Genomic DNA, 23,765 nt, shown 5'->3' with positions numbered 1-23,765 from the left:
CGGCTCATCGTTGCTGCTCCGCGACGCCGTCACGAATCAGGACGTGGCGTGCTGCCCGGGCTGCCGTTTCGGCGTCGTGCGTCACCACGACGACGGTGATTCCGCTGGTATGGATGTCGTCGAAGAGGCGCAGGATCGCCTCGGCGTTGGCCTCGTCGAGGTTCCCGGTTGGTTCGTCCGCCAGCAGCACCCGTGGATGCCGCGCAAGCGTGCGGGCGATGGCTACGCGTTGCCGCTCCCCGCCGCTGAGGGTGTTCGTCCGCGCTGAGAGCCGGTGCTCGATCCCCACCTGCTCGACGACGGCGCGCACCCGGTCGGCATCGCGCGCCCGGCCGCCGCTGGCGTAGGTCAGGCCGAGCTGGATGTTCTCCTGCACGCTCAGGTACTCGACCAGATGAAATGCTTGGAACACGAGCCCGAACATGTGCGCCCGCAGCGTGTCGAGGCGAGAGGGTTTGAGGTGCTGGGTGGAGACGCCATCTACCTCGTAGACCCCGGCCGTGGGCCGCTCCAACAGCCCGAGTACGTTCAGCAACGTTGACTTCCCAGACCCGGAACGGCCCGTGATCGCCAGGTAGTCCCCTCGTTCACGTCGAGGTCGATCCCGTTGAGGGCGTGGATCACACCGCCAGCCCCGTAGGTGCGTTCCACGCCGCGCAGGTGCAGCAGTGGGGCTGTCACTGCGCGCCCACCACCACGTTGTCACCCGCAGCGAGGTCCCCCTCAAGGGCGACGTATCCGCCGCCGGAGGCGATCTGAGACACCTCCACGACCTCGATCGTGCCGTCGGCGTCCAGCACGTGCACCGTCTCTGCACCGTTCGCAGCGGCATGCAAGGCGGTCACGGGAACCGCGAGCGGATACTCCTCCTCGCTGCCCGCGGTGATCGTCCAGGAAGCCTCGGTGCCTGCCACCTCCCGGCTGACCCCGTCGGGCAGTGTGATCGAGATTCGGAACGTGGGCTCGCCTTCGTCATCGATGGTGGGGGCGACCGGCAGCTCGGGGAGCTCGAACTCGTGTTGCTCCCCCTCAAGTGTGAGGACGAGCGTTTCATCGCCGGTGAGGGCATTGCGCTCCGCGGCGGTGAAGGCGACGGTGGCGTGCAGCGCACCGCTGCTGACCTCGACGAGCGGTTCCTCTCCCACTGTGGCACTCAGCGCCACCGTCGAGGCCACCCAGCTCGGGTTCTCCAGGAACACGATCTCCGAGATCGGAACGACAACCTCGCGCTTCGGGGGCTCAGGTGTCGCTGGTTCGGTCGATTCTGCCGCTTCCTCCCCGTCCGATGGCACGGTGCTGGCCTCTGGGTCAGACTCGACCTCCCTGGTGGGCGCTGAGTAGTCATTCTCGCGATAGAGGGCACTCACCGTTGCAGCCGTCACCGCGCCGAAGCTCCCATCCGTGGCGATCGAGTACCCGCAGTCCCGCAGCGCCTGCTGCAACCGGCGCACGTCTTCACCCGAGTCCCCCACGCCAATGTCACGGAACGGGGCGATATCGCCAGGCAGAGCCAGCACAGGCCGATCGGAGACCTCAACCAGCACACCGCAGAACGGCACCGCATCGCCCGCAGAAACGGGAACCTCCGTCACCACGCCAAGCGACCCTTCAGGCGCGGGCGGATTCACCGAAGTCGGTGTCTCCGAGACGATCGAGGCCGACCCGTTGAGCACGCTCGTCAGCACAGCCGGCGCTACGCCCGCCGTCACCAACTCCGGCTCCGGTTCCGGCAGCGCCGCCTCGTCCGGCGTCTTCACCAGCATCCGAAGCCCAAAACCTGCGGCGAACACCAGCCCGAGAACCAGCACGCCAAGCAGAGCCCGAGTGACCTTCACGTGCGCTGTCCCTTCACCGCAAGACGCACCAACAAGACCAGCAGCACTGCGTCCGCCCTCACTTACGACCCACCTGAGTACGTCTCCTCTGCCAGCGCCACGTACTCTGCGAGCGGTCCCGGGGTCTGCGCGATGAGTTCTTGCTCGGCCTCCACGCGCAGCTGCGACCACTCCCGCAAGAAACCCGTCTCACCCTTGCACTCCGCATGGGCCACCGCCTCACTGATCTCCTCGGCCGAGACCTCCCCGGAAGAAGAAGAGACAGTGCCGTAGAGCCCGTCAGGGAACGGAGGATTGGTCTCTCCCTTGTCAACAACACACGCGGCCCATTCATCATATGCTTCCCGGAACTCCGCACTGTTCTCGACGGTCATCGATGCGTTATTGAGCATATTTTCCAGCTGCATCTGCAGGGCGACCATCTCAAAGAGGTGTGGCTGCACCTGCAGCCTCCCGATATTCCAACACGCTTCGGGATCGTAGCGGGCCACAACTGTTCCGTCCGGCAGCGTGACCTCTTCAGTGCGACTCTCATCTGTCCCCGCGAGTGCGATATCCTCTTCGGCCAAGGGAGCGTTTTCCATCGGGGGCGCGGCGTTCGGATCGTCAGTCTCTTCGCCTGCTGTGCTTGGAGCCGTGTATCCCCATACTCGCGCCACGTCGGGATCGATCACACCATAGTATCTCTGAATGGGACGCGCTTCTCTCTTGGCCACAAACCTCGTAAATCCCCGCTCGATCATGCACTGCTCGACGGCTAGCGCTGAGGACTCCGAGACCGCCTCGAACCGGTCCTGGTCAGGGGTCAGTGCCTGCTCAATCGGCGTGGCCCACGCACCCGGATACAAAGCCGACTCCACCAACTCATCGGAGGCGCCTTCATCCGGAGCAGATGAGGTCGAGGGACTTCCGTCCACCGGCGTGTCTGAGCCGTTCTCTGATGGGGGATTGCATCCCGTCAGAGTCAGGAGGCCGACCAGTGCCACTCCAACAATTGAAGACGTGCCGACGCCCATCCTGCGCATCCCCCCTGCGCCCCTTGTGCAAATTCTCACTGCTCATGACCCATTTCATCGATCGGATAGGAAGAAGTCCCTCTATTCAAAGTCGTGTCTGCTATGACCATGGTCAGATGCTGATCAGGAGCGGCAGTAGGTCTTCCTCGGCCAAACTCAGGAATCCGTCTGGGATGGCGTCTGACGCAGATTCGCCGTCGGCCGAGACGATCGAGAGTGAGACAATCCTCATGCCGTCGTCGGAAAGCACCGCGTAGTCCGTACTCTCGTCCCCCGCAGCCGTATCAAAACGGAACGCCTCGCCTCCATCGATCATGATGCTTACGTAACCCCGGTCACCCGTCATCGCCTCCAGTTCAGACTGCCCATCGGCCGGCGTACTAGCGTCGGCGACAGTAGCGACGAACGTGATGGCATATTCATTGTCGATCAACGCGATATCCAGCACTCCTGGTGTGATCTCCTCCGCATGATCGACGCGCATGCCATAGACATCGGCCAATTGCTGAACCGCGGTGACGTCGAACGGGAGTTCACTGCTGGGCTGTTCCGGGGTGGCGGTGGCTGCCGTGCTCGTGGGGCTATCGACCTGGCCGGCCGGCTGCGGGCCCAGGGAAGGCTGACTCACCGCGAAGACCGCACCTACCACCAGGGCGACCGATACCGAGGTGGCTCCTCCAATGAGGGCGTGGCGCCGGCGGCGCAGACGTGTGCCGCGTGCCCGAATCACCGCCAAGTCCAGGTCACCAGCTGGAGCGGTCTGCATCAGCACCTCCAGCATTGAGGAGCTGTCCTGATCGTCACGTGGGCCGTTCACGTTGCCTCCTCCTGGTCGCTAGAACGCAGCTGCGCGAGCCCCCGGGACGCGGCCATCTTGACCGCAGCCTTGGTCGACCCGAGGATGCGGGCAGTCGTCTCAACGGACAGATCCTCCAGGTGCCGCAGCACTAGCACACGCCGCTGAAACGGGCTCAGTGCGGACAACAAGCGGCGAGCCTGGTCAGCATCGACCGCAGACACCTCCGGAGACGGACCCGGCCGGTGGGCACGTTGGCCCCACCGGCGCTCAGCCTCCAGGCGGGTCTGCCGCCGCCGCCACCGGTCAGTCCTTAGGTTGGTCAGAATCCGGCGGGCATACGGATAAGGGTCCTCACCATCGCGCCAGATCCTGCCCCACTGCGCATAGGTGCGAGCGAGCGCTTCCTGCGCGAGCTCCTGGGCGTCATGGGAATCAAGAGTCAGTAGCCAGGCCGCGCGCAGCAGTGACGGACCAGCAGACTCGACGAACGCACTGAACCCCGCCTCGGCGGTGCTGCGACCGTCGTCCAGAGAGTCCTCCGCCACACCCATCAGGGAATCACACCCTAGACCCATGGGAGGACTGTCCGTTGTGCTGGCACTCATACCCTCTTACACGCACGACTCGCCCCGGAGGTAACAGACATCCGAAAATAGGTCCGACCAGCGGGCTGACCTGCCGTCGGGTATCGCTCACTCGTAGCCGACCTGGCCCAGCCACTCCAGGCGGATGCTCAGCCACTCCTCAAGTACCGGGATTCTCCTTGAGGACGCTCTGACAGATCAGATGAGGACCTACAGCACACGCTCACTGGTGTATGCCCGCAGCCGGGTTACTCACGGTCGCCCCGCGACGACTCATTGGGCATCGCTGGACAAGCTCACAGAACTCGATCCGAGCATCACACCCATCCTGAAGCACGGTTCGTCGACCACGACGACATCATCACCTCGGCAGGAATCTCCGCTGGGATCGACATGGCGCTACACCTGGTGAGCAGGCTGTCCGGCAATGACCGGGCACGTGAAGTGTGACGAGACATCCAGTACGACCCCACGCCACCGATCTAGGAGCCTAGATCGCAGGTCGTGGGCATCGGAGTGCTTCACCCAGACGGAGCCAATCGCGCCATCTGGCCTTCGGGCTCCTCCCATGTGCTCCTACGCGGCTTCTCAATCGATACTCGATGCCAGGGGCAAGGCATCGGCACCACAGCAACTGGTGCGGCCGTGGCCTTGGCACAACGGGCCTATCCTCTGTCGGACGCGATTGTCCTGACGGTCCACGTGGACAACATTGCCGGACAGCGCGCGTACGCCCGCGCCGGGTTCGCCCACACGGGTCGAACGGTGCCTGGGCGCACGGGCGAGGAGTACGTGATGAGCAGGCCACTCCACCCAGCGAAGGCTTCGACCGCTGCCATGCGATAGAGCCGTCCGCATTGACTAGACCCAGCCCGTCCCGTAAGCCGAACCCGAATCGGCGGCGGCTAGTGAGGTGTGGAAGGACGTGTGTCCCGCAGGTGTCCTCCTACCGATGAGTCCCACAGGTGCATTAGCCGACGATGTGGCCAATCTTGTTGAGGGCGATGACGGTGCGATTGTGGAAGTAGTCATCTTCGCGAAGGTGCGTGATGCTCCCCGGGTCGAGGCGGAAGCTGACGAAGTCGAGGGCGCTCAGGGGCACACCAATCCAGTGGGCGATGACGAATGTCGCTGAGCCTGCGTGAGTGACGATCACCTTCTGATGCGCAGGATCGGCCATCACGATATCCATGCCGGCGTAGACACGCCGGACCCACTCTGCTTTGGTCTCCGCGCCCACGAGACCCTCGTCGTGGCTCATGCGCTCTCCGCGGGCTGGCGGTGGCACGAAGCGCTCTCGAAACCAAGGGTCGGGCTGGCCTTCCCCCTCGCCATAGGACTTCTCTCGCAACTCGAAGAGAGCCCGCGGGGTTACACCGAGTCGCGAGGCGATCGCATCGGCTGTCTGCTGTGTGCGTCGCAGGTCGGAAGTAAAGAGCGCGGCCCCGGGATCGATTCGGGTATCCAGCGCTTCTGCGACCTGGTGGGCGTGCCGCTGCCCTCGACCGGTCAGGTGTGAATCGAACCAGCCGCCCACTCTGCCTTCAACGTGGTGCGTGGCTTCCGGATGCGTCACGACGAACAGCTCTCTCATGACGACGATCAAAGCAGCCGACACACCCTCCCGCATGACCATCCCCTACAGGACGCGACCGCCGCGCTGACCAACCTGGGTGCGTCGCACCCCGGCAGGTTCCGCTTGCGGGCGCCCCGGTACAGCCTGCAACTGCGACTGACCCGATTCTGGGGCATCGCCTTCGAAGGGTCCTTGGGTCTTGTGGTGCTGCGTTGGAAGGCAAGAGAGAACTTGCCCGGTGCTGCGGTTCTACGGCGCGTCGGCAGTCGGAGGCGTTCCATCGCTGACGCTCAGGCTGACGTTTCGCCAGGCTTCGTCGCTCGCGGCGAGTTCCTGTGCCGTCTGCTGCGCGATCGGCACAGCGTCGGTGCCGAGCAGCAGTCGTATGGGGGCATCGTCGCGCCCGGCGAGGTCGCGCACGATTCGGGCGACACGACGCGGGTCGGTCGCCTCGTGACCGGAGGTGGCGCGTATCAGCTCGGCGAGGGGACCGATCGATGCCTGGTACGGCGCACTGGGCTGAGGAATCGTCATCGAGGAGCCCGCCCAGTCGGTGCGCATTCCGCCCGGCTCAAGAACGGTGAGCTTCACCCCGAACGGAGCGATCTCTTGTGCGAAGCCGATGGAGAACCCGGCGATGGCCCACTTCGCCGCCTGGTAGGCGGTCAGGCCAGGGCCGGACAAGCGGGCGCTGAGCGAAGCAACCTGGAAGATGTGGCCGCTACCCTGCTCGCGTAGGACCGGCACGACCGCCTTCGAGACGTTGACGACCCCGTAGAAGTTGGTCTCGATCTGCGTCCGGAAAGACTCGATCGTAGTGTCCTCGAACGAGCCGAGGTCGCTGTAGCCGGCGCTGTTGAGGACGGCATCGATGCAACCGAAGGCCTCCACCGCCTGACCGACTATGCGCGCAGTCGTGTCATAATCGGTCACATCCAGTCGCAGGGGGAGCACCGCGTCGCCGTAGTTGTCGACGAGGTCTTGCAACCGTTCTGGGTTTCGCGCAGTCGCCGCGACGCGATCACCGGCTTCGAGCGCGACTTCGACGAACGCGCGACCCAGGCCGCGCGAGCTTCCGGTCACGAACCACACCCTGGACATAGAGCCTCCTGTGTATCGAACGGATGATCAAGACGGGGCCAACGCTGGCAACAGCCCTCGGAGCCCAGGTTGCGGTCATGAGTGCGGGAGGTAGGTGAGGAGGACCACCCCGGAGTCGAACCGCTTCACGTCACGGAGCGCCATCGCTATGGTCCCCCTGTCGCCGAGTACATGCACGTTGCCCTGACCCCAGACGAGCGGGTTCAGGTAGATCTCGTACTCGTCGATCAGACCCTTCGTGGCGAGGGTGTACGCGAACTCGCCACTGCCGTGCAGGAACAGGTCACCGTCGACCGCGGCTTTCAGTCTCGGGATCGACTCCTCGATGGCTCCGTTGAGGAGGGTCGCGTTCCATTCGAGACCTCCGGACAGGGTGGTGGATGCGACGTGCTTGGGGATCGCGTTGACCAAATCCGCCCACTTGCCGGTCTGGCTTGGCCAATACGCGGCCAGCCCTTCATAGGTCTTGCGGCCCAGCACAAACCCGCCTGATCTGGACTGCCGCTCGAACGAGTAGTCGCCGTGGTCTCCGTCGGGCTGCACCCACTCGCCGACCGGGTCGATGACACCGTCGAGGGTGGCCTGCGCGCTCGCGATCAGCTTTCCCATCTCACTTCTCCTTCGGTCCAGGGAGCACCTTTCTGGGTCTCGTGACGTCTGGTACGTGGCCGCTCACGCCTGGTCCCGTGTCGCCTCAGACCTCGACGGTCATATCGACGGCGTTTCCGAACTCGGCGTTGCCGCCGCGGACAAGGACATAGCGGCGTCGCAGGTCGGCCCGGTAGACGATCAACGGCCCACGTGGTTGCAGGTCCTCGCAGCTGAGCTGCTTGTTCTGCGGTAGTCGCGAGTTCAGTGACTGCAGTGCCGCGGTCGTCTCCTCCGGCGTCGCCCGCGCGGCGTCGGCGTCGAAGTACGCCGCCTCCGCCCGGCCGACCTCGACGGTCGAGTCGAAGACCGTGATGGCGATCCTCGCTCGCTGGGCGATGTTGCGGGAGTGCCGGCTGTCCGGCGACGACACCCAGCACATGCGCTCCGGGTCGAGCAGGGCGAAGAAGACCGGGCTGACCCATGGTTCCCCGTCCTCGTCGGCCGTGCCGAGCACGAGGTAGCGGTTCGCCGCGAGCACGCGGGCGACAGCGGAACGGTCGATCATTGCGCGTCTCATGACGCGACCCTGTAATGCATATGCGTGACGCCGGGCGCGTCGAGCACGCGCATCAGCTCGAGCTCGACCCGGTCGTTGCCGAACAACCGCCGCCCGTCGCCGAGCAAGACCGGGGTCAGGTGGATCTCGAGCTCGTCGAGCAGACCGTCGCCCAACAGCGATTGCGCGAGGTCGGCGCCGTGCACCATCACATTCCGGTCGCCCGCGACCGCCTTGGCCTCGCGCATCGCAGTCGCCGCGTCAGCCACATAGTGAACCCAGTTGCTCTGCGGCTGCGGCGGGTTGCCGCGCGTAGGCACGAAGATCGGCACGCCGTGGTGGTCGCCGCCCCAGTTGCCGGCGTACTCGAACGTCTTGCGGCCAACGACTACCGCACCCGTCGCGATCAACTCGGCGAACACTTGCCCGCTCAGCCCCGGCGGTGCGAAATGCGGCAGCTCGCCCACAGGCTCGCCGAGCCACGCGTGCAGCCGGTCCCCGCCGGTCCCGAGGCCGTTGCCCGGGCCGTCGTCAGGGCCGGTGATGAACCCGTCGAGCGACATCGACATGTACAGGACGGACTTCGTCGCCATGCGGTCTCCTTCCTCAGGTCTTCAGTGCCCGTTCCACCCGGTCGAACGCGTACGGCAAACCGCGGCCGTGCTCGTCGCGCAGCTCATCCGACGGGAAGCCCCACTGGACCATCGTCATCAGCGTCGCCCCGTCCCGGGGCGCGAACGTGAACTCGGTGCTGAAGGCGAGCGTCGACTCGTCGAGGCGCGTCTCGGTCGTCGTCAGCAGCAGGCGGCGGGGGCGCTCGATCGCCTCGAACACGTGCCGGTGCTGGTAGATCCCGCCCGACGGTGAGCCGAATGCGATCTCCCAGACGCCGCCGACCCAAAGCTCACAACGCGAATCGACGACCCAGCCCGGCGCATCGTTGCCATAGAACGCTTGCTGGCCAGCCGGGCTCGTGAACAGGTCGAACGCGCGCTCGGGCGACGCCTCGATCAGGCGCTCGTAGCGGAGTTCGCGATTCACTCGCCCCACCCCACGAAGCGCTCGAATCGGTCCATCTGGCTCTCCCAGGCGCGGCGGTGGGACTCGAACCACTCGCCCGCCTCGTCCAGCGTCCTCGCCGAACCGAGCCGGCACTGGCGCGTCCGGCCCACCTTTTCGGTGTCGACGAAGCCGGCGCGCTCGAGGATCCCGACGTGCTTCTTGATCCCGTTGAGGGTCAGGCCCGCTGGCGACGCGAGCTGGCTCAGCGTCGCCGGGCCGCAGCTCAGACGCTCCAGTATGCCCCGCCGCGTAGGGTCCGAAAGGGCGAAGAGCGTCGCGTTCAAGCGTCAGCATTAGTGCAACGATCGGTGCACTATACCAGCTGCTGGTCTCGCTTGATCGCGGCTGGCACGCTGACTTCCTCAAAGGAGGCGTCGGAGTGGCTTAACCCTGACGAGCCGCGTGCAAGACGGTCGCTTCACACGCCATCGAGCCGTGTCGTAAAGGGATCGGCTACTGCACTTCTACTGCGCGGTGCGCGGGCTTGAGGAGCCTGTGACGGTTGGTGAGCACACGGTGGATGAGATGAGGGGGGGATGGCGTGGTCGGGAATCGCGTGACTGGCGTGGTCGATGGGCATCAGAGCCGAGGTCCCAACTCCGCAACGTGAGGGCTCGATCATCGCAGCATGCGAGGCGGGGCTCGCTGCCGTACGCGGACGACGCCGCCTGAGCGCATCGATCTGTACCTCGCTACCTATGGGTCTGCCGTGTGACAAGCTGCACAGATGGAGGGTCAAGGAGCGCCGCGGGCATGGTTGCTCATGGCTGCGGGGGACAACAGAGGTCATGGCGGCAACGTCGGCTACGACGATCAGATCGACGCCTATTACTCGTGGGACAGCAATGTCCCGAATCACCGGAAGATCGAAGTCGGCGATCCGATCGCGCTCTGGGACAAGGAGCGCCTCCTCGGGGTATCGGTGATTGAGGAGATCGCGACTGCGCCGGGGCAGAAGGTGCTCAATCGGTGCCCCGCCTGCGGCACGACCAGGATCAACGAACGCAAGCGGGTAGAGCCTCGCTTCCGGTGCATGAAGTGCCGGGAAGAGTTCGCCACAGCGCGTGTGGAGGTCGTGGAGGTGGTCACCTACCAGGCGCGCTATGACGCAGCGTGGACTCCGCTCGAGGGCCTCCTCAACGATGAGGACCTCCGCTCACTGGCCCTGAAGGCCGGCGACATCAACGCGATGCGCCCGTTGAACTGGTCCGCTTTTCGCGAAGTGTTGCTCGATCGTCACGCCGGGCGTGCCGTTGCCCGGGTAGGCGCCCGGATGCCCGATCTCATCTGGCCAGCTGAACCTCTCGACGTCGTTGGCACACCGGGCGGGTTCAGACGCACGATCGTGCGCGTTCGCCGAGGGCAGCAGCGTTTCCGTGAAGACCTCCTCGCACGCCAGGGCAAGGTTTGCGCATTCACGGGAAGCGCACCAGCTCGAGTGCTCGAAGCGGGCCATCTCTACAGCTACGCACAACTCGGTACCCACGCGCCGCACGGTGGCTTGATGCTACGTCGCGACATCCACCGACTCTTCGACGACGGTCTCCTAGCGGTAGATCCATACCGCTTACGCGTCGATGTCTCTCCCGACCTTGCGGCCTACCCGCAGTACGCACGGCTGCACGACGGGCGCCTCACGACCAGGCTTGAGGACGGGCAGGTCGACTGGCTCGCGAAACACTGGGACGAGCACAGGGCCACGAGTCCGACGGTGGTGTGAGGCCACGAGTTCTCGCCGGACGAGGACGGGCGTGCGACGACTACTCCCAGGGCTGCTGGGCGTCGAGATGGCGTCGTAGTTCCATGGCGTCATGAAGGACCCGACCGACGACCAAGACATCACCGTCGCGTCGGCAGATCAGGAAATGCCGCGGACGGTGGACTTGTCCGCCGGGCGAGCGGGTGCGGCTGTGCGCCAGATGCCAGGAGAACACTCCCTCGCCCAGCTCGGGGCGGAGCACCCGCCCCACCTCCTCACCGTGCGTGGCCGCGTCTCGAATGGCTGCAGCGATCAGCGCCTCGTACCGCCTGCGTGCTTCCTCACCGAACTTCTCGTGCGACCAAGCGAGAATCGAAACGATGTCGGCCTGAGCGGCATGAGTCAGGCGATACGCCACCATCAGCCCGCTGACGGAGCCTGCGCCGCCCGGCGGCCAAGCTGCCCGATGAAGTCGTCGAGCGACTCGCCATCGACGTCGTCGAAACGCCCCGAGGCAAGATCCAGCCAGCCGCGCTCGGCGGCTTCGTGCAGGACGGCAAGCTTCGCCGTCTCTTCGGCTTGCTCGCGCTCCAGGAGTCGAAGACCTTCGCGGAGCACCTCGCTGGCATTCTGATATCGGCCGGACTGGACCAGCGATTCCACGAGTTCGTGCTGGTGCTGACCGAGAACAACATTCCTCGTCGCCATGCCAACCACCTCCATTGGCAGTATATGCCATCGCAGATGGTTGCCATGTACCGCGCCAGCCGAACCTCGAGGAATCGATGAGACTCACCCGCGGGTAGCCAAGACCTCGGTCAACGCCTCGATGCCCCCTCCGCGAGACCGGCTCGGGCCTCGACACGCTGGCGCTCGATCGCACGATAGACCGTCGACCGGCCGACGTTTGAAGAGTTCGGCGACTTCGAGGGTACTGTACTCGCCGCTGTGCACCAGTGAAACCAGGTGGGCTTCCTGGCGATGGTTGAGTTTGGGCTGCTTGCCCCGTAGCCGGCCCTTGGCCTTGGCGACCTTCATGCCCTCGCGGGTGCGTAGCCGAATCAGGTCCGACTCGAACTCCGCCACCATCGCCAACACGGTTGAACAGCAGCCGGCCGACGGCATCGTTGGGGTCGTAGACCGATCCGCCCAGGGAGAGGCTGATCTGCCGGGTGGTCAGTTCGTCCGCGATTGCTCGTGCATCCGGCAATGACCTCGCCAGCCGATCAAGCTTTGTCACCACCATGGTGTCGCCGGCCCGGCATGCGGCGAGCGCTTCGCGGAGCCCGGGGCGCTCGCGGTTGGTGCCGGTCAGGCCGTGGTCAACGTAGATTCGCTCGGGCTCAACACCCATGGCGCGTAAGGCGCCGCGTTGAGCGGTCAGGTCTTGTTCATCGGTGGAACAGCGGGCGTACCCGACAAGTAGTGCGCTCTTCGCGCACCTCCAGAGGATTGGGTCCGGCCCAACCGCGGGACGCAGCCGACTCGGACATCGGGCAACGCCCGACCCCAACAGCAGGCACCCCGATCGCAGCTGCCGCAACGCCAGCGACGACCCAGAAGCCGATTCCCATTCGGGACGGCCAATAGCCTGTCGCCTGTTGCCGCGGTCGCCGACCGTCAGAGCATGCCCACCTCGATGAGGCGGTGCTTGATCGCATACGTGACCGCCATTGTTCGTGAGTCGACGTCGAGCTTGGTGAAGATCTTGGCGACGTGGCGGTGGACCGTGCGCTCGCTGGCCGAGGTGAGCCGGGGCGAGGCGGATCCACTACATGTCAGACCTCAGAATGGCGCGACGGTGGCCCGACGGACTCGCGCTCGATCAGCATCGGCGGCGGCGCTTGGACCACCTTCCGATCCCCAGCGTCTCGACCGCCCACCTCAGCGAGCAGAGAGACGACGGCTTCCCTGCCCAACTCGTACAGAGGCAGTTTCACGCTGCTCAGCGGTGGCCAGGTGTGCTCGGCTGACCAGGAGTCGTGAACCGACATGACCGAGAGGTCGCCGGGAACTGACAGGCCGAGCCGGCGTGACTCCGCCAGCACGCCGACGGCTGCGTGGACATTGGCTGCCACGACCGCCGTCGGGGTCTCGGCCAGCGCCATCATCCGCCGAAGGCCACGGACGCCGTCCTCGTCGATGAACCCCTCACTGAGCACCCACTCCTCGGAAATCTCCAGGCCCGAGGCGGCCATCCCCGAGCGGAAGCCAGCCTCCCGGCGAGCTGCCGTCTGGGAGGCCGGAGGGCCGCCGATCAGTCCGATGCGGTGATGTCCGCGCTGGGCCAAGTAGCGCGTCGCCATCGCGGTTCCCGCGAGATCCGGCACAGCGACCGAGCTAGCGCCTTCGACCTCGCGATGGATCGTGACGATCGGGGCGGCAAACCTGAAGACATGCTCGAAGTCGCTGGTAGGCATATCCCCCACCGGCTGCAGGATCATGCCGTCGACCCGGCCCTCGCCGAGGAGCCGGTCGACCATCGGGTTCCCCGGCTGGATATCCTCTGCGCGGCCGAGCAGCACTGTGTATCCAGCGCTAGCGGCTTCGTCTTCGACACCCCGAATCAACTCGTACACCAGCGAGTTGGTGATTCCCGGCACCACCAGTGCCAGAACCTCTGTGCGCGCCAGGCGCAGTGCCCGGCCGGCGAAGTTCGGTCGGTATCCCAGTTCTGAAGCGGCATGTCGCACACGTTCGCGGGTGGCCGGGCTGACCCGAGCGCGTGGGTCGCCCGTCAGGGCGCGTGACGCGACTGAGACCGAAACGCCCGCGTGGGCGGCTACCTCGCTCAGCGTCGGCATCGTCGCCCTCCTCTCCGCGTCTCCAGGCTAGGGCGCCCGGAGACCCATCTTTGCCGACTGTTCACCGGCCCGGACAGTCCCTTGCCATTCTCGCCGACGCGCTTGGTAACGATTTGGTTACGAAGATGTCCGCGGGCTGGCGTGCGGGCGGACTCAGGGAGCACTCTAGGCGCAATCGATTGCGCAGCAAACGATTGCGCAATCGCTCGGATGCTGCCGACGCGTCCTCCAACGAAGGAGCAAAGATCGGGATGAACACTCAACTCTCACGCCGCTCGCTGCTGTCGATGGCCGCCGCTGGTGCGTTTGGTTCCACGGCCTTGTCCGGCTGCCAGACGACCGGCGACCAGAGTGCAAGCGAAGGCGCCAGCTCGACGCTCGACTTCTGGAGCTACTACGAGGCCGCCGGTCGCGGGTCTGCCTTCGACGAGCTCGCCGCCGCCTACGAAGACGAGTCCGGCGTCGGAGTCAACCTCAACCTGGCGCCCCAGAACTTCAACACGGTCCTGCGCACCGCCATGCTCAGCGACGACCGCCCGGAGTTCCTTGGAATCACGCAGTACAACATGCGCGACTTCGCCCAGGCTGGGCTGCTGGCCGACGTCCGACCAGCGCTCGAGGCTGCTGGCATCGAGGACGATATCTACCCCGCAGCTATCGACGCCGCCACCATCGACGGCACTCTCTACGGCATCGCCGATGCGCTGAGGTTCGGCATGTGGTTCTACAGCCCGCAGGGATTTGACGACCTTGGCGTCGAGCCGCCGACTACATACGAGGAACTGGTTGTCGTCTCCGAGAAAGCCAGGGCCAAAGACCGCTACCCGATCCTTCTGGGCCTGAAAGAGCTCAGTCCGGCGTCGAACTCGTTGCAGGTCATCATCCCGGCCATCGTCGGGCTCACCGCGATGCTCGAGGCATCGGCCGCGAAGGACTACACCGGTCAGAGATTCGTCGATGTGCTCACGCTGTACCAACGCATGGTCGACGACGGGATCCTCGACACCACCGACACAGGCATGGCCGCGGCAGACGCTCAGGCGATGTTCGTGAGTGGGCAGGCGGTGATGAAGCCCTCGGCCAGCTATGACATCGGCACGCTGGTGGCGCTGGACCCGACGGTCTCGGTGTTCGAGGAACCGGTGATGCTCGTGGACGACCCTGTGGTGACGTACTGGGGTGGTGCCGGCCAGATGTACTGCGTCACCGCCGACACCCCTGACGAGGAAGCTGCGATGGACCTTCTGAGCTGGTGGGTCAAGCCGGAGCAGCTCGGCGTTCAGGTCGAGGAATCGGAACTCGTCTCCAGCCTGCAGAGCGCCAACGAGCGGATCGACCCCGACTCACTCGCCGGCTTTGCCGCTGAGCGGCTCACTCTCGTCGAGGAGGAGGGGCTGTTCTACAACAACTACGTCCCGTCTGCTGAGGCAGAGGCTTGGGGCCGCGCCGTCCAGGAGGTCGTCTCGAAGGCGAAGTCACCGGAGGAGGCGATTGAGACCACCGTCCAGGCCGTGTTCCAGGGTTAGGCCTCTTTGATGCGCTCTCGTCGACGTTCGTGGGCGCCCGTGGTGTTTCTGCTGCCGGCGCTCCTTGTCTACACGTTGCTGCACACTGCGCCATTCCTGGGCACGATCGGGCTGAGCCTGTTCTCCTACGACGGGCTGCGCCCTGCCGAGTTCGTCGGCAGTCGCAACTACACGGTGATGCTGCAGGACGATGTTTTCTGGCACTCGCTGCGCAACAACGCCTTCTGGTTCTTCGGTGAGGTGGTCGTGGCCACTCTCGTCGGGCTCGGCCTGGCGCTCCTGGTCAACAGCCGGCAGCGATTCTCAGCGCTCTTCCGCACCACCCTTTTCATCCCGTACATCCTCTCCTGGGCGGTTGCCGGGATGTTGTGGTCGCGGGTATACAACCCCGCACCCACCTACGGGCTGCTGAATGGCTTCCTGACGGCGATCGGCCAGCCGCAGCTGACGGAGAACTGGCTTGGCGACCCCGCCACGGTCTTTCCCAGCGTCATCGTGGCGGCGATATGGAAGGGTTTCGGCTTCGCCATGGTGATCTTCCTGGCCGGGCTCCAGGGCATCCCGGCGGAACTCACCGAGGCGGCACGCATTGACGGCGCTGGATCAGCCAGGGTGCTGTGGTCGATCATCCTGCCGTTGCTGCGGCCGATCACGGCGATCGTCATCATCATCGGGTTGATCGGCACGTTCAAGGTGTTTGACCCGGTCTGGGTGATGACGCAGGGTGGGCCCGGCACCGCCAGCTCGCTACTGGCCACGTTGGTGTTCCGGGCCGGGATGAATGACTTCCAGCTCGGGTACAGCGCAGCGCTGTCCGTCGCGCTCCTGATATGCACTGCCGCCGTCATGCTCCTGTACTGGCGTTTCCTCGGTCGATCGCGAGTGATCGATGACTAGGACTCCCACGCTTCGACGCCGCCGTTCGACTGCGGCCGTGATCCGCCGTGCCGCCGGGTCCACCGTGATCTATGGCGTCATGACAGTCGTCTCGCTGGCCACAGTGATCCCACTGATGTGGATGGTCTTCACTTCGCTGAAGGCTCCACCGGAGTACGTGACCAACCCGTGGCTGTGGCCTCGAGAGCCACAGTGGGGCACCTACATCACGTTGTTCACCGAGCGGGGCTTCAGTCGCTACTTCCTGAACTCGATCTTGGTCACGGTGCCGTCTGTGAGCCTGATTCTTCTTCTCGGCGCGATGGCTGCCTATGGCCTGGTGATCGCCCGGCCGAGAACACGCAGCCGCACGCTGATGTACTTCGTGATCGGTCAGATGATTCCGGTGACGGCGATCATCGCGCCGTTGTACGTGATGCTGCGGACCACACACCTCATCAACAGCTACCTCGGCCTCATCCTCACGTTCGTCGCTGGAGCCATGTCGATCTCGGTCTTCCTCACCTACGGGTTCTTCCGTGCGGTGCCGCGCGAGATCGCCGACGCCGCATCGATCGACGGAGCCGGTCGCTGGCGCACCTTCGCCAGCATCTACCTTCCGCTGGGTGCGCCGGGGCTGGCCACGGTTGGAATCTTCCAGGTGCTGTCGGTCTGGAACGAGATCCTGCTCGTGATTCTCATCATGCAACGCAACGAACTCCAGACGCTCAACGTCGCGGTCTTCCAGGCCGTGGGCGAGTACGGCACCGACATACCGGCCCTGTTCGCCGGCCTTACCGTCGCCGCACTACCCGTGGTCATTGTCTATCTCCTCTTCACCCGCCAGTTCGTTGCCGGTCTCACCGCCGGCGCCACCAAGGGCTGAGGCCCAACAACCGAAAGGCACCCGATGCAGACCTTGCTTCGAGACGACTTCGCCACTACCCCGGTGGCCGTGATCGCCGGTGACTACACGCCGTCGGGCGAATACCATGTGGTCCCCCACCTTGCCGACAGCGGGTGCTGGCGCGAGGTGTCGATCCACCACAGCTATCGGCGCGTCGCCACCAGCCGCGGCAACTGGCAGGTTGTCGAGGAGAACGACGGCACACGCAGTGTGGAGCAGACGATCACGCATGTTGACCACCCGCCGATGCTGGCCACTGGTGACGAGACCTGGGCGGTCCAGCGGGCGAGTCTCGGACTTCGCCCACTGACCCTCGGCGGTCGGCGCGGCCTGGGCTTCCGATACCGGCACGCCTCCGACTACTACGCGGCCCTACTTTCCGGGTCGACCCTGCAACTGGTCCGGTACCGCTACGCGCAGGAGGAGGTCATCGCCGAGGCAACGGTCGCCGTCGACCCAGATCGCGCGGTACTGCTCGAGGTGGTGGTGGACGGAGACCGTGCCACCGTGACTTACGACGGCAACGTCTCGGTGGTCGGTGACCTTGGCTCGGGAGGGGGTGGCGGCGTGGTGCTGATCTCGGACCACCCCTGCCGGTTCAGCGACGTGATCGTGGAGGGCGAGCGACGGGAGGTTGCGGCGGGGTCAGTCACGCAGCAGCCCGTTGTGCGGCCGTACGTGTGGAAGCGGCTGAATACCGGGGTATGGGGGACCGACCGGAACCTGCGCGTCGGGGACATCAACGGCGACGGGGTGCCGGAGCTCGTGGTGGCGCGCCGGACCGACCGGATGGGTAGTGACAACTTCTCCACGATCAGTTCTCTCGCTGCCTTCTCGCTCGAGGGCGAGCTCCTGTGGACCTGGGGGACGCCCAGCGAGAATAGTTTCGCCACGACATCGGACCTGTGTTTCCAACTGCACGACTGGGATCGTGACGGCATTGCCGAAGTTGTGCTGTGCCGGGACTGGGAACTGCTCGTCCTCGACGGTCGAACGGGGGAAGTGCAGCGGCGGATGCCGCTGCCGGAGAATCCGGGCGCTGACGACGGCGAGATGTACCGGATGCTCGGAGACAGCCTCGCGTTCGCTGACCTCACCGGCTCCGGCTATCCCGACTGCCTGCTGCTGAAGGACCGCTACAAGAACATCTGGGCGTACGACAAGGATCTCCACCTGCTGTGGAGCTGGGCCGGCAAGACCGGTCACTATCCGTATCCGAAGGACATCGACGCCGATGGCCGTGACGAAGTGATGATCGGTCACGCACTGCTCGACGACGACGGAACGGTCCTGTGGCACACGCCGTACGAGGATCACGCCGACAACGTGCTGGTGATGAACCTTGACGATGGCACCGGCGAACTGGTGCAACGGTCGATCATCGCGGGTAGCGACGCCGGCCTGATCACGCTCGACAAGCACGGGACCGAGGTGTCGCGGTTTCCGATCGGGCACGCCCAGAGCATGTGCATCGCCAACCTGATCCCTGAGCGCCCGGGGCTGGAGTACATGTGCAACACTTTCTGGGGCCGTGTGGGTGTGAATGCCGTGTTCAGTGAATCCGGTGATCTGCTGCTGGACTTCGAGCCGATGCCATACGCGTCGTTGCTGCAACTGGTGAACTGGGTGCCGATCGACGGCTCCGGAAGGCCTGCCGACCTGGCGATGCTGTCGACGCACCCCCGTCAGGGTGGCCTGATCGATGGGCACGGGATGCGACAGGTGATGTTCCCTGACGACGGACATCCCGTGCTTTGCGCTGCGGTCTACGACCTTGACGGTGATGGCATCGACGAGGTCCTCACCTGGGATGAGGAGGAGATCTGGATCTACAAGGCTGACGTGCCGGGCCGCGATCCGGGTAACTATCCCGTGCGGAACCCGTGGTTCAACGAGTCCAACTATCGCACCCAGGTGTCATTGCCTCCCCAGGAAGCTGGGCGGCGGTAGCGCGGACGTGCGCGCCGTCGAGGTGCGGCCCCAGGAACGGTTCGTCGACGACGGCGACATCATCACCTCGGCGGGCATCTCCGCTGGAATCGACATGGCGCTCCACCTGGTGGACAGGCTGGCCGGAACCGACCGGGCGCGAGAAGTCCGGCGGGGAATCCAGTACGACCCGGCACCACCTATCTGAGAGCACACGATTCGGCGTGGACATCACCACGACCACGCCATCCCGATCCCACGCATCTCATCCACCGCATACTCACCAACCGTCACGGGCTCCTCCAGCCCGCGCACCGCGCAGTAGAAGTGCAGCAGCCGATCCCCGTCGGCGATCACGGCTGGCTTGTGCGCGTGCCGGTCGTCCACCGACCCACGTTGCCCAGGGGTGAGCAGCGGCCGATCCACCTTCGTCCACGTGTACAGGTCCGGCGAGGTCGCGAGCAGGTCCACGGCCCCGCCTCCGAATCCCAGGCCGTAGTAGAACATCAGCCACGTCCCGTCCTCTGCCCGGAGCACGTACGGATTCGCGGCGAAACGTTCGTCGAATGAACCGGCTGCCCCCACGCTCACCAGCGGCTGGTCCGAGACCCGGTGCCAGGTGACCAGGTCGTCGGAGACCGCGAGGCCGATCTGCTCGACCCAGGAGCCGGTCTCATGATCCTTGGCGTTGTAGAACAGCCACCACTGCTCGTCATGGCGAATCAGCCACGACTTGTACAGTCCCCCGCGCTCCCAGGCTGCACCGTCGTCGCAGCGCATGAGACCGCCGATCTCCTCCCAGGTCACCAGGTCGCGAGTCCGCACGAAGCCGATCACGGCGGAGCCCTCTTCGTAACCTGGCTTCGGATATGCGCCATAGCTGGCGTGGTACCAGCCGTCGACGGCGATCAGCTCACCGTCGCCGTACAGGTCCAGATCCCGCACGACCGAGGAGATCGCGGCGTTGTGCCGCCGGTGCACCGAGCCAAGATCCCGCCCGAACACCAGCTGAGGCTCCGACCACCCTGCCTCCTCCCGCCACGACAGCCCGGTCTGGTACCCCTCGCCGTCCCAGCCCACGAGCGTCATGCCGAGGCGCCCGTTCAGCCGGAACGGGTTCGGCCCGTCCACGCCCAGACTGCGCCAGTCACCTGGCTGGAACGTCGGAGCCAGCACCAGCTCCTGACTGCGCTCGCTCGGATACACCGACCGGATGCAGTCGGCCGGCGCCGTCATACGGGACTTCCCGTGGGCCTGGCGATGTGATGCGAGGCGGTCACCGACCCTGCCCCCGCCGGATCATGGTGACCACGTGCGTCCCCGGGCCCAGAGCGATCACCCCGCGACCGTCGTCGAGAACGTACCCGCTCGGCGCACTCAGGTCAGCGCCACCGTCCGGTGGCACCTGGATCTCCAGGTGCACCGTCTCACCCTGCCGCTGCCACCCGACGGCGTACCGACCGTTCGCGCTGACGTGATCCGCCGTCGCACTCTCCAAGGCATCGATGAACTGCGGTGCGATCCGGGCCCGCTGCCAGGCGATCGAGTCCTCGTGCTGGCTCAGGCCGGCGAGATGCTCGATGAACCAGCTGGAGATGTAGCCCAGCATGAAGTGGTTGACGGAGCCGTTGGTACGAGCGCCGGTCCAGTGCTCGCCCAGTGCTGTGAGATCGTCTGCCACCATCTGGCCGTAGCCGGGCCCGGAGTCCTGGGTGACGAGCCGGTACAGCACCTCGTGCTGATCGAATCGTGCGAGCACCCGGACCAGAGCGGGAAGCGCGATCTCCCCCACCTCGATCTGGTAGTCCGCGGCGGCGACCTGCGCGGCCAGGGCAGCCGCCATCTCCGCAGCGCTCTCGCCCTTCACCGCTCCCAGATCGAGAAGCAACGCTCGCCCGGCCTGGGTGTCGATCGTCCCGAACCGTTCCCGCAGGATCGCCCGGAGCTCATCCGCCCGCTCCCGGAATCGCACCGCTTCCGATGCCTTCGCCAGGGCCCCGGCGGTGGCCGCCGCACTTTCGTAACAACGCGCCAGCCCGTACGTGGCCACCAGCGCTCGCGGAGTCGTGGGGCACAGCGTGATCCAGTCACCGAGGCCGGCGTCCAGCAGGTCGTCCTCGACCTGGCCTTCCAGATACTCCAGGTACCGCACGCCCGCGGTCCAGGCGGTCTGCGCCGCCGTGAGGTCGCCGTAGCAGCGGTAGAGCGCGGCCGGGATGTGCCAGATCGCCCCACCCCAGTTGACGTCGTCCCGGAAACCTGGGTCGAGGAAGTCGAAGACCACCAGCTCCGGCGCGATGCTGGGGATCAGCCCGGCATCGGTCTGTGCGTCGACCATGTGCACCACGATGTCGTTCCAGTGCGCCCGGATGTCCCAGCGGAACGCGAGCGCGTCGAACACCAGGTAGTCCTGCTCCAGCCACCCCAGCTTCTCCCGGTGCGGGCAGTCGGTGGGAACGCTCGCGAGATTGGACGCAGCGGCCCGGGTCACCAGCTCGTCCACCCTGGCGAGCACCGGGTCCGAGAGTTCGAGCCGGCCCACACGGGTGTTGTCGGTGTGGATCACCTCCGCCGTCACGGTCACCGTGCCCGGCTCGGCCCGCACCACCTGGCCCTCGGGGTCGAGGACCTCCACCCCTAGGTACCGGAACCCGTGATACGAGAACTGCGGATGCCAGCGACCGGGATTCCCGTCGCTGACGTAGGAATCGAACACCGGCCCACCGGTCGAGCGCTGGTCGATCCAGCCGCGGTCATCGAGGTGCTCCGACGGCCACATCCGCACGGTGGTGCCGGCAGGAAGGTTCGAGACTTCCAGGTGCTGCCGCCCGGAGATGTTCACCCCGAAGTCCAGCACGGTGGCTGACTCCACCTGGTGCGCCGTGACGACCTCCAGACGTTCGATCACTCGTTGTGGCGGAGCCGACCGTCGCCATGGCTCCGGGCCGGTGCTCGCCTCGCCCACCACCTCTGCCTGAACCCAGTCCGCCGAGGACGTCACCGACGGCCAGCCCGACGGCGCAGTGCGGGCGTCGTAGGCCTCCCCGCCGTACCAGTGGCTCAGGGAGGTCGGACCCAGCCGCGCCTCCCAGGCATCGTCCGACTCCACCCATTCCTCGGTGCCGTCGTCGAACCTCATGTGGAGCACCACGCGGGCGCGCGGCGCCACGCGCCTCTCTGCGAACTTCGTGTACCGGCCAGGCAATCGCCGGACGTGCGCCGCACCTTCTCCCAGCTGAAGCAGCAGTTCGTTCTCACCCACCCGGAGGAGGTCGGCCACCGGGTAGCGTCGCGCGGCGATCCGGGTGCGGAACTCGGAGATGCCGGGCTCCAGCACATCCTCGGAGATCGGACGCCCGGCGAGGTGCGCCGTCCACACGCCCGCTCCGAGCACGTGCAGCTCCGCCGTCTCCGGCATGCGGTGCACCATCCATCGACGCCGCAGGGTGGGGGGCGACAGCGGTGGCTCGTCTGACGCCCAGGCGGGGTGGGTGATCCAGTGGCCCCGGCTGAGCAGGGGATCGTGCGGGCTCGACACCTCGGTCATTCCTCTCTTCGGTGGTTCTGGCCAGGGCCCCGTGCCGCCGCAATCGGCAGCGGCACGGGTCCTCCCGGTCAGTTGACGTAGGCCGCGTCCAGTGCTGCGAGCACGTCGTCCACGGTCGACTGGTCGGCGAACAGCGCCTGGATCTCCTCGAAGTGCGCCTGCTGGATCGCCGGGTTCGGCCAGGTCTGATCCGGCCACGAGCTGGCGCGGTCGGCCTGGACATACTCGGTGATGACCTCGGTCGGCTGGTCCGGCTCGTAGTCGTCGCTCGGAGTCATCGCGGGGGACTGGTCCGTCTCCGCGGAGTAGAGGCTCTGCGCCTCGGGCGTGGCAAGGAACTCGAGGAACTGCTTGGCCGCCTCCGGGTCCTCGGCGGCGGAGTTCAGCGAGAAGACCGCACCGATGCCGTTGGACAGGCGTGTCTCGTCGGCGTCGTCCGTCGCCGGGAAGACGGCGAAGGTGATCTCCGTTCCCGAGGGCGACTCGTCGAGGATGGCACCGACCGAGTCGGCGAGGCCGATGGTGGCCACCGTGTCACCGGCGGCGATCGACGAGTTCACGTTGGCGGCCGACGTGCCGTTCGGCTGTGCGGTGAAGCAGCCCGCCTGGCGCATCTCGTCGTACTTGCCGATCACCTCGCTCCACGCAGTTCCGGAGAACGGCTGGTCGCTGGCCGCCTGGGCCTCGACGATGTCCGGCGGCAGGAGCGTCGCCGACAAGGCGTAGGAGACGAACTGCCCGGTCCACGCATCCCGCAGCCCGAGGCCGTAGGGCACGCGGCCGGCCGCAACGGCTTCCTCGCAGAACGTCAGCACCTCGCTCCAGGTGGTCGGGATCGTCAATCCCAGCTCGTCGGTGACGGTGGTGTTGTAGACCCCGCCGATTGCGGTGGTGGTCATCGGGACCGCCATGACCTGTCCGTCTTCCGAGGTCAGGACACCCAGCTCCGACTCGTTCAGCTCATCGATGAAGTCCATGCCGTCGAGTGGTTCGAGGAAACCGTTGTTGGTCGCCTGCACCACGCTGAGGGTGGAACCGTTCCCTGGGTAGGTACGGATGATGTCCGCCGCGGTGCCGCCAGCCAGCTGGGTGGTGACCACCTCGGCGTACGTCGTGCCCGGTGCATTTTGAACGTCCACGCTGATGTCCGGCTCGGACTCGTTGAACAGGTCGACCACCAGTTGCTCCGGTACACCGTTGGGGGCCAGGAGCGAGGTGGAGGCGTCGCCACCGTCAGCACTGGCGTCCGTCTCCGTCGAGCACGCAGCAAGGAGCATGCCGCTCGCGCAGATCATGCTGACCGCCACGGCAACCGTACGTCGATTCATCAGTTCCAACTCCTTTGTTCGTTGTGTAG

25 protein-coding genes and 2 pseudogenes are annotated in these 23,765 nt (G+C 65.8%); 7 read left to right on the top strand and 20 right to left on the bottom strand.

What is annotated here, in order from left to right; translation table 11 throughout:
- Positions 1 to 4: 4 nt before the first annotated feature.
- The 5 genes from BLU77_RS12650 to BLU77_RS12630 all read right to left on the bottom strand — a co-directional run bounded on the left by BLU77_RS12650 (position 5) and on the right by BLU77_RS12630 (position 4,201).
- The gene (locus BLU77_RS12650; RefSeq protein ID WP_245708841.1) at positions 5 to 535 is read right to left on the bottom strand and encodes an ABC transporter ATP-binding protein; all 531 of its coding nucleotides are present in this window, start codon (positions 533 to 535) and stop codon (positions 5 to 7) included.
- Positions 536 to 677: 142 nt separating this feature from the next.
- Entirely contained in the window at positions 678 to 1,835 is a 1,158-nt protein-coding gene (locus BLU77_RS12645) for a peptidoglycan-binding protein (RefSeq protein WP_089773493.1), read from the bottom strand.
- A gap of 62 nt (positions 1,836 to 1,897) precedes the next feature.
- Positions 1,898 to 2,821 carry a hypothetical protein gene (locus BLU77_RS12640; protein ID WP_139177759.1) on the bottom strand — a complete coding sequence of 308 codons (924 nt, stop codon included), beginning with the start codon at positions 2,819 to 2,821 and terminating at the stop codon, positions 1,898 to 1,900.
- Between the two features lie 142 nt (positions 2,822 to 2,963).
- Positions 2,964 to 3,668: a hypothetical protein gene (locus BLU77_RS12635; RefSeq protein WP_089773491.1), complete on the bottom strand. Its 705-nt coding sequence runs from the start codon at positions 3,666 to 3,668 to the stop codon at positions 2,964 to 2,966.
- Positions 3,665 to 4,201 carry a SigE family RNA polymerase sigma factor gene (locus BLU77_RS12630; protein WP_175477088.1) on the bottom strand — a complete coding sequence of 179 codons (537 nt, stop codon included), beginning with the start codon at positions 4,199 to 4,201 and terminating at the stop codon, positions 3,665 to 3,667. Before BLU77_RS12630 ends, BLU77_RS12635 begins: the two co-directional genes overlap by 4 nt.
- A 537-nt stretch (positions 4,202 to 4,738) precedes the next feature.
- Here BLU77_RS12630 and BLU77_RS23225 point away from each other — a divergent pair.
- Positions 4,739 to 5,080: a GNAT family N-acetyltransferase gene (locus BLU77_RS23225; RefSeq protein WP_089773489.1), complete on the top strand. Its 342-nt coding sequence runs from the start codon at positions 4,739 to 4,741 to the stop codon at positions 5,078 to 5,080.
- 124 nt (positions 5,081 to 5,204) lie between these two features.
- Here BLU77_RS23225 and BLU77_RS12620 read toward each other — a convergent pair whose 3' ends face one another.
- The 7 genes from BLU77_RS12620 to BLU77_RS12590 all read right to left on the bottom strand — a co-directional run bounded on the left by BLU77_RS12620 (position 5,205) and on the right by BLU77_RS12590 (position 9,404).
- Complete coding sequence (locus tag BLU77_RS12620; RefSeq protein ID WP_089775726.1) at positions 5,205 to 5,828, bottom strand: histidine phosphatase family protein; 624 nt, start codon at positions 5,826 to 5,828, stop codon at positions 5,205 to 5,207.
- Between the two features lie 231 nt (positions 5,829 to 6,059).
- Positions 6,060 to 6,902, bottom strand: a complete 843-nt coding sequence (locus BLU77_RS12615) for an SDR family NAD(P)-dependent oxidoreductase (RefSeq protein ID WP_217632447.1) — start codon at positions 6,900 to 6,902, stop codon at positions 6,060 to 6,062.
- An 84-nt stretch (positions 6,903 to 6,986) separates the two neighbouring features.
- Positions 6,987 to 7,520, bottom strand: coding sequence for a dihydrofolate reductase family protein (locus tag BLU77_RS12610; protein ID WP_089773487.1), 534 nt, complete (start codon positions 7,518 to 7,520; stop codon positions 6,987 to 6,989).
- An 85-nt stretch (positions 7,521 to 7,605) separates the two neighbouring features.
- A complete protein-coding gene (locus BLU77_RS12605) occupies positions 7,606 to 8,079 on the bottom strand; it encodes a pyridoxamine 5'-phosphate oxidase family protein (RefSeq protein ID WP_089773486.1) in 474 nt (157 codons plus the stop codon).
- Complete coding sequence (locus tag BLU77_RS12600) at positions 8,076 to 8,651, bottom strand: dihydrofolate reductase family protein (RefSeq protein WP_089773485.1); 576 nt, start codon at positions 8,649 to 8,651, stop codon at positions 8,076 to 8,078. The genes BLU77_RS12605 and BLU77_RS12600 overlap by 4 nt, the downstream gene beginning before the upstream one ends.
- A gap of 13 nt (positions 8,652 to 8,664) precedes the next feature.
- Entirely contained in the window at positions 8,665 to 9,099 is a 435-nt protein-coding gene (locus BLU77_RS12595; protein WP_175477087.1) for an SRPBCC family protein, read from the bottom strand.
- Positions 9,096 to 9,404: an ArsR/SmtB family transcription factor gene (locus BLU77_RS12590; protein ID WP_089773483.1), complete on the bottom strand. Its 309-nt coding sequence runs from the start codon at positions 9,402 to 9,404 to the stop codon at positions 9,096 to 9,098. The genes BLU77_RS12595 and BLU77_RS12590 overlap by 4 nt, the downstream gene beginning before the upstream one ends.
- Before the next feature lie 479 nt (positions 9,405 to 9,883).
- Between BLU77_RS12590 and BLU77_RS12585 the strand changes: the two genes are divergently transcribed.
- Complete coding sequence (locus BLU77_RS12585) at positions 9,884 to 10,840, top strand: HNH endonuclease signature motif containing protein (protein WP_175477086.1); 957 nt, start codon at positions 9,884 to 9,886, stop codon at positions 10,838 to 10,840.
- Between the two features lie 40 nt (positions 10,841 to 10,880).
- On the opposite strand, the gene BLU77_RS12580 is transcribed toward BLU77_RS12585, so the two are convergent.
- The 5 genes and pseudogenes from BLU77_RS12580 to BLU77_RS12560 all read right to left on the bottom strand — a co-directional run bounded on the left by BLU77_RS12580 (position 10,881) and on the right by BLU77_RS12560 (position 13,623).
- Entirely contained in the window at positions 10,881 to 11,237 is a 357-nt protein-coding gene (locus BLU77_RS12580; RefSeq protein ID WP_217632446.1) for a type II toxin-antitoxin system RelE/ParE family toxin, read from the bottom strand.
- A gap of 2 nt (positions 11,238 to 11,239) precedes the next feature.
- Positions 11,240 to 11,542: a type II toxin-antitoxin system ParD family antitoxin gene (locus tag BLU77_RS12575; RefSeq protein ID WP_217632445.1), complete on the bottom strand. Its 303-nt coding sequence runs from the start codon at positions 11,540 to 11,542 to the stop codon at positions 11,240 to 11,242.
- 95 nt (positions 11,543 to 11,637) lie between these two features.
- Positions 11,638 to 12,272: pseudogene (locus BLU77_RS12570) on the bottom strand (recombinase family protein).
- A 167-nt stretch (positions 12,273 to 12,439) separates the two neighbouring features.
- Positions 12,440 to 12,601 (bottom strand): LuxR C-terminal-related transcriptional regulator, encoded by a 162-nt coding sequence (locus BLU77_RS23220; protein ID WP_089775724.1) that lies wholly within the window; start codon positions 12,599 to 12,601, stop codon positions 12,440 to 12,442.
- On the bottom strand, positions 12,598 to 13,623 hold the full coding sequence (locus tag BLU77_RS12560; protein ID WP_089773479.1) for a LacI family DNA-binding transcriptional regulator: 1,026 nt from the start codon (positions 13,621 to 13,623) through the stop codon (positions 12,598 to 12,600). Before BLU77_RS12560 ends, BLU77_RS23220 begins: the two co-directional genes overlap by 4 nt.
- A gap of 251 nt (positions 13,624 to 13,874) precedes the next feature.
- Here BLU77_RS12560 and BLU77_RS12555 point away from each other — a divergent pair, with 251 nt between their 5' ends.
- The 5 genes and pseudogenes from BLU77_RS12555 to BLU77_RS12535 form a co-directional block, all read left to right on the top strand.
- Positions 13,875 to 15,149 (top strand): ABC transporter substrate-binding protein, encoded by a 1,275-nt coding sequence (locus tag BLU77_RS12555; protein WP_175477085.1) that lies wholly within the window; start codon positions 13,875 to 13,877, stop codon positions 15,147 to 15,149.
- 9 nt (positions 15,150 to 15,158) lie between these two features.
- Positions 15,159 to 16,046: a carbohydrate ABC transporter permease gene (locus tag BLU77_RS12550; protein WP_089773477.1), complete on the top strand. Its 888-nt coding sequence runs from the start codon at positions 15,159 to 15,161 to the stop codon at positions 16,044 to 16,046.
- A 37-nt stretch (positions 16,047 to 16,083) separates the two neighbouring features.
- Positions 16,084 to 16,911 (top strand): carbohydrate ABC transporter permease, encoded by an 828-nt coding sequence (locus BLU77_RS12545; protein ID WP_175477084.1) that lies wholly within the window; start codon positions 16,084 to 16,086, stop codon positions 16,909 to 16,911.
- A gap of 24 nt (positions 16,912 to 16,935) precedes the next feature.
- A complete protein-coding gene (locus BLU77_RS12540) occupies positions 16,936 to 18,882 on the top strand; it encodes a rhamnogalacturonan lyase family protein (protein WP_089773475.1) in 1,947 nt (648 codons plus the stop codon).
- 34 nt (positions 18,883 to 18,916) lie between these two features.
- Positions 18,917 to 19,069: pseudogene (locus BLU77_RS12535) on the top strand (DJ-1/PfpI family protein); the annotation flags it as partial.
- Between the two features lie 23 nt (positions 19,070 to 19,092).
- Here BLU77_RS12535 and BLU77_RS12530 read toward each other — a convergent pair.
- From BLU77_RS12530 to BLU77_RS12520, 3 genes are all read right to left on the bottom strand, one after another.
- Complete coding sequence (locus tag BLU77_RS12530; protein ID WP_089773474.1) at positions 19,093 to 20,097, bottom strand: glycoside hydrolase family protein; 1,005 nt, start codon at positions 20,095 to 20,097, stop codon at positions 19,093 to 19,095.
- Positions 20,098 to 20,137: 40 nt separating this feature from the next.
- Complete coding sequence (locus BLU77_RS12525) at positions 20,138 to 22,279, bottom strand: family 78 glycoside hydrolase catalytic domain (RefSeq protein ID WP_175477083.1); 2,142 nt, start codon at positions 22,277 to 22,279, stop codon at positions 20,138 to 20,140.
- 197 nt (positions 22,280 to 22,476) lie between these two features.
- On the bottom strand, positions 22,477 to 23,736 hold the full coding sequence (locus BLU77_RS12520; protein ID WP_089773472.1) for an ABC transporter substrate-binding protein: 1,260 nt from the start codon (positions 23,734 to 23,736) through the stop codon (positions 22,477 to 22,479).
- Positions 23,737 to 23,765: the final 29 nt, after the last annotated feature.

Origin of the sequence: Ruania alba, from assembly GCF_900105765.1 — a bacterium.
In the GTDB taxonomy this organism is placed as follows: Bacteria; Actinomycetota; Actinomycetes; order Actinomycetales; family Beutenbergiaceae; genus Ruania; species Ruania alba.
This window is presented reverse-complemented; position numbering and strand designations above follow the sequence as displayed.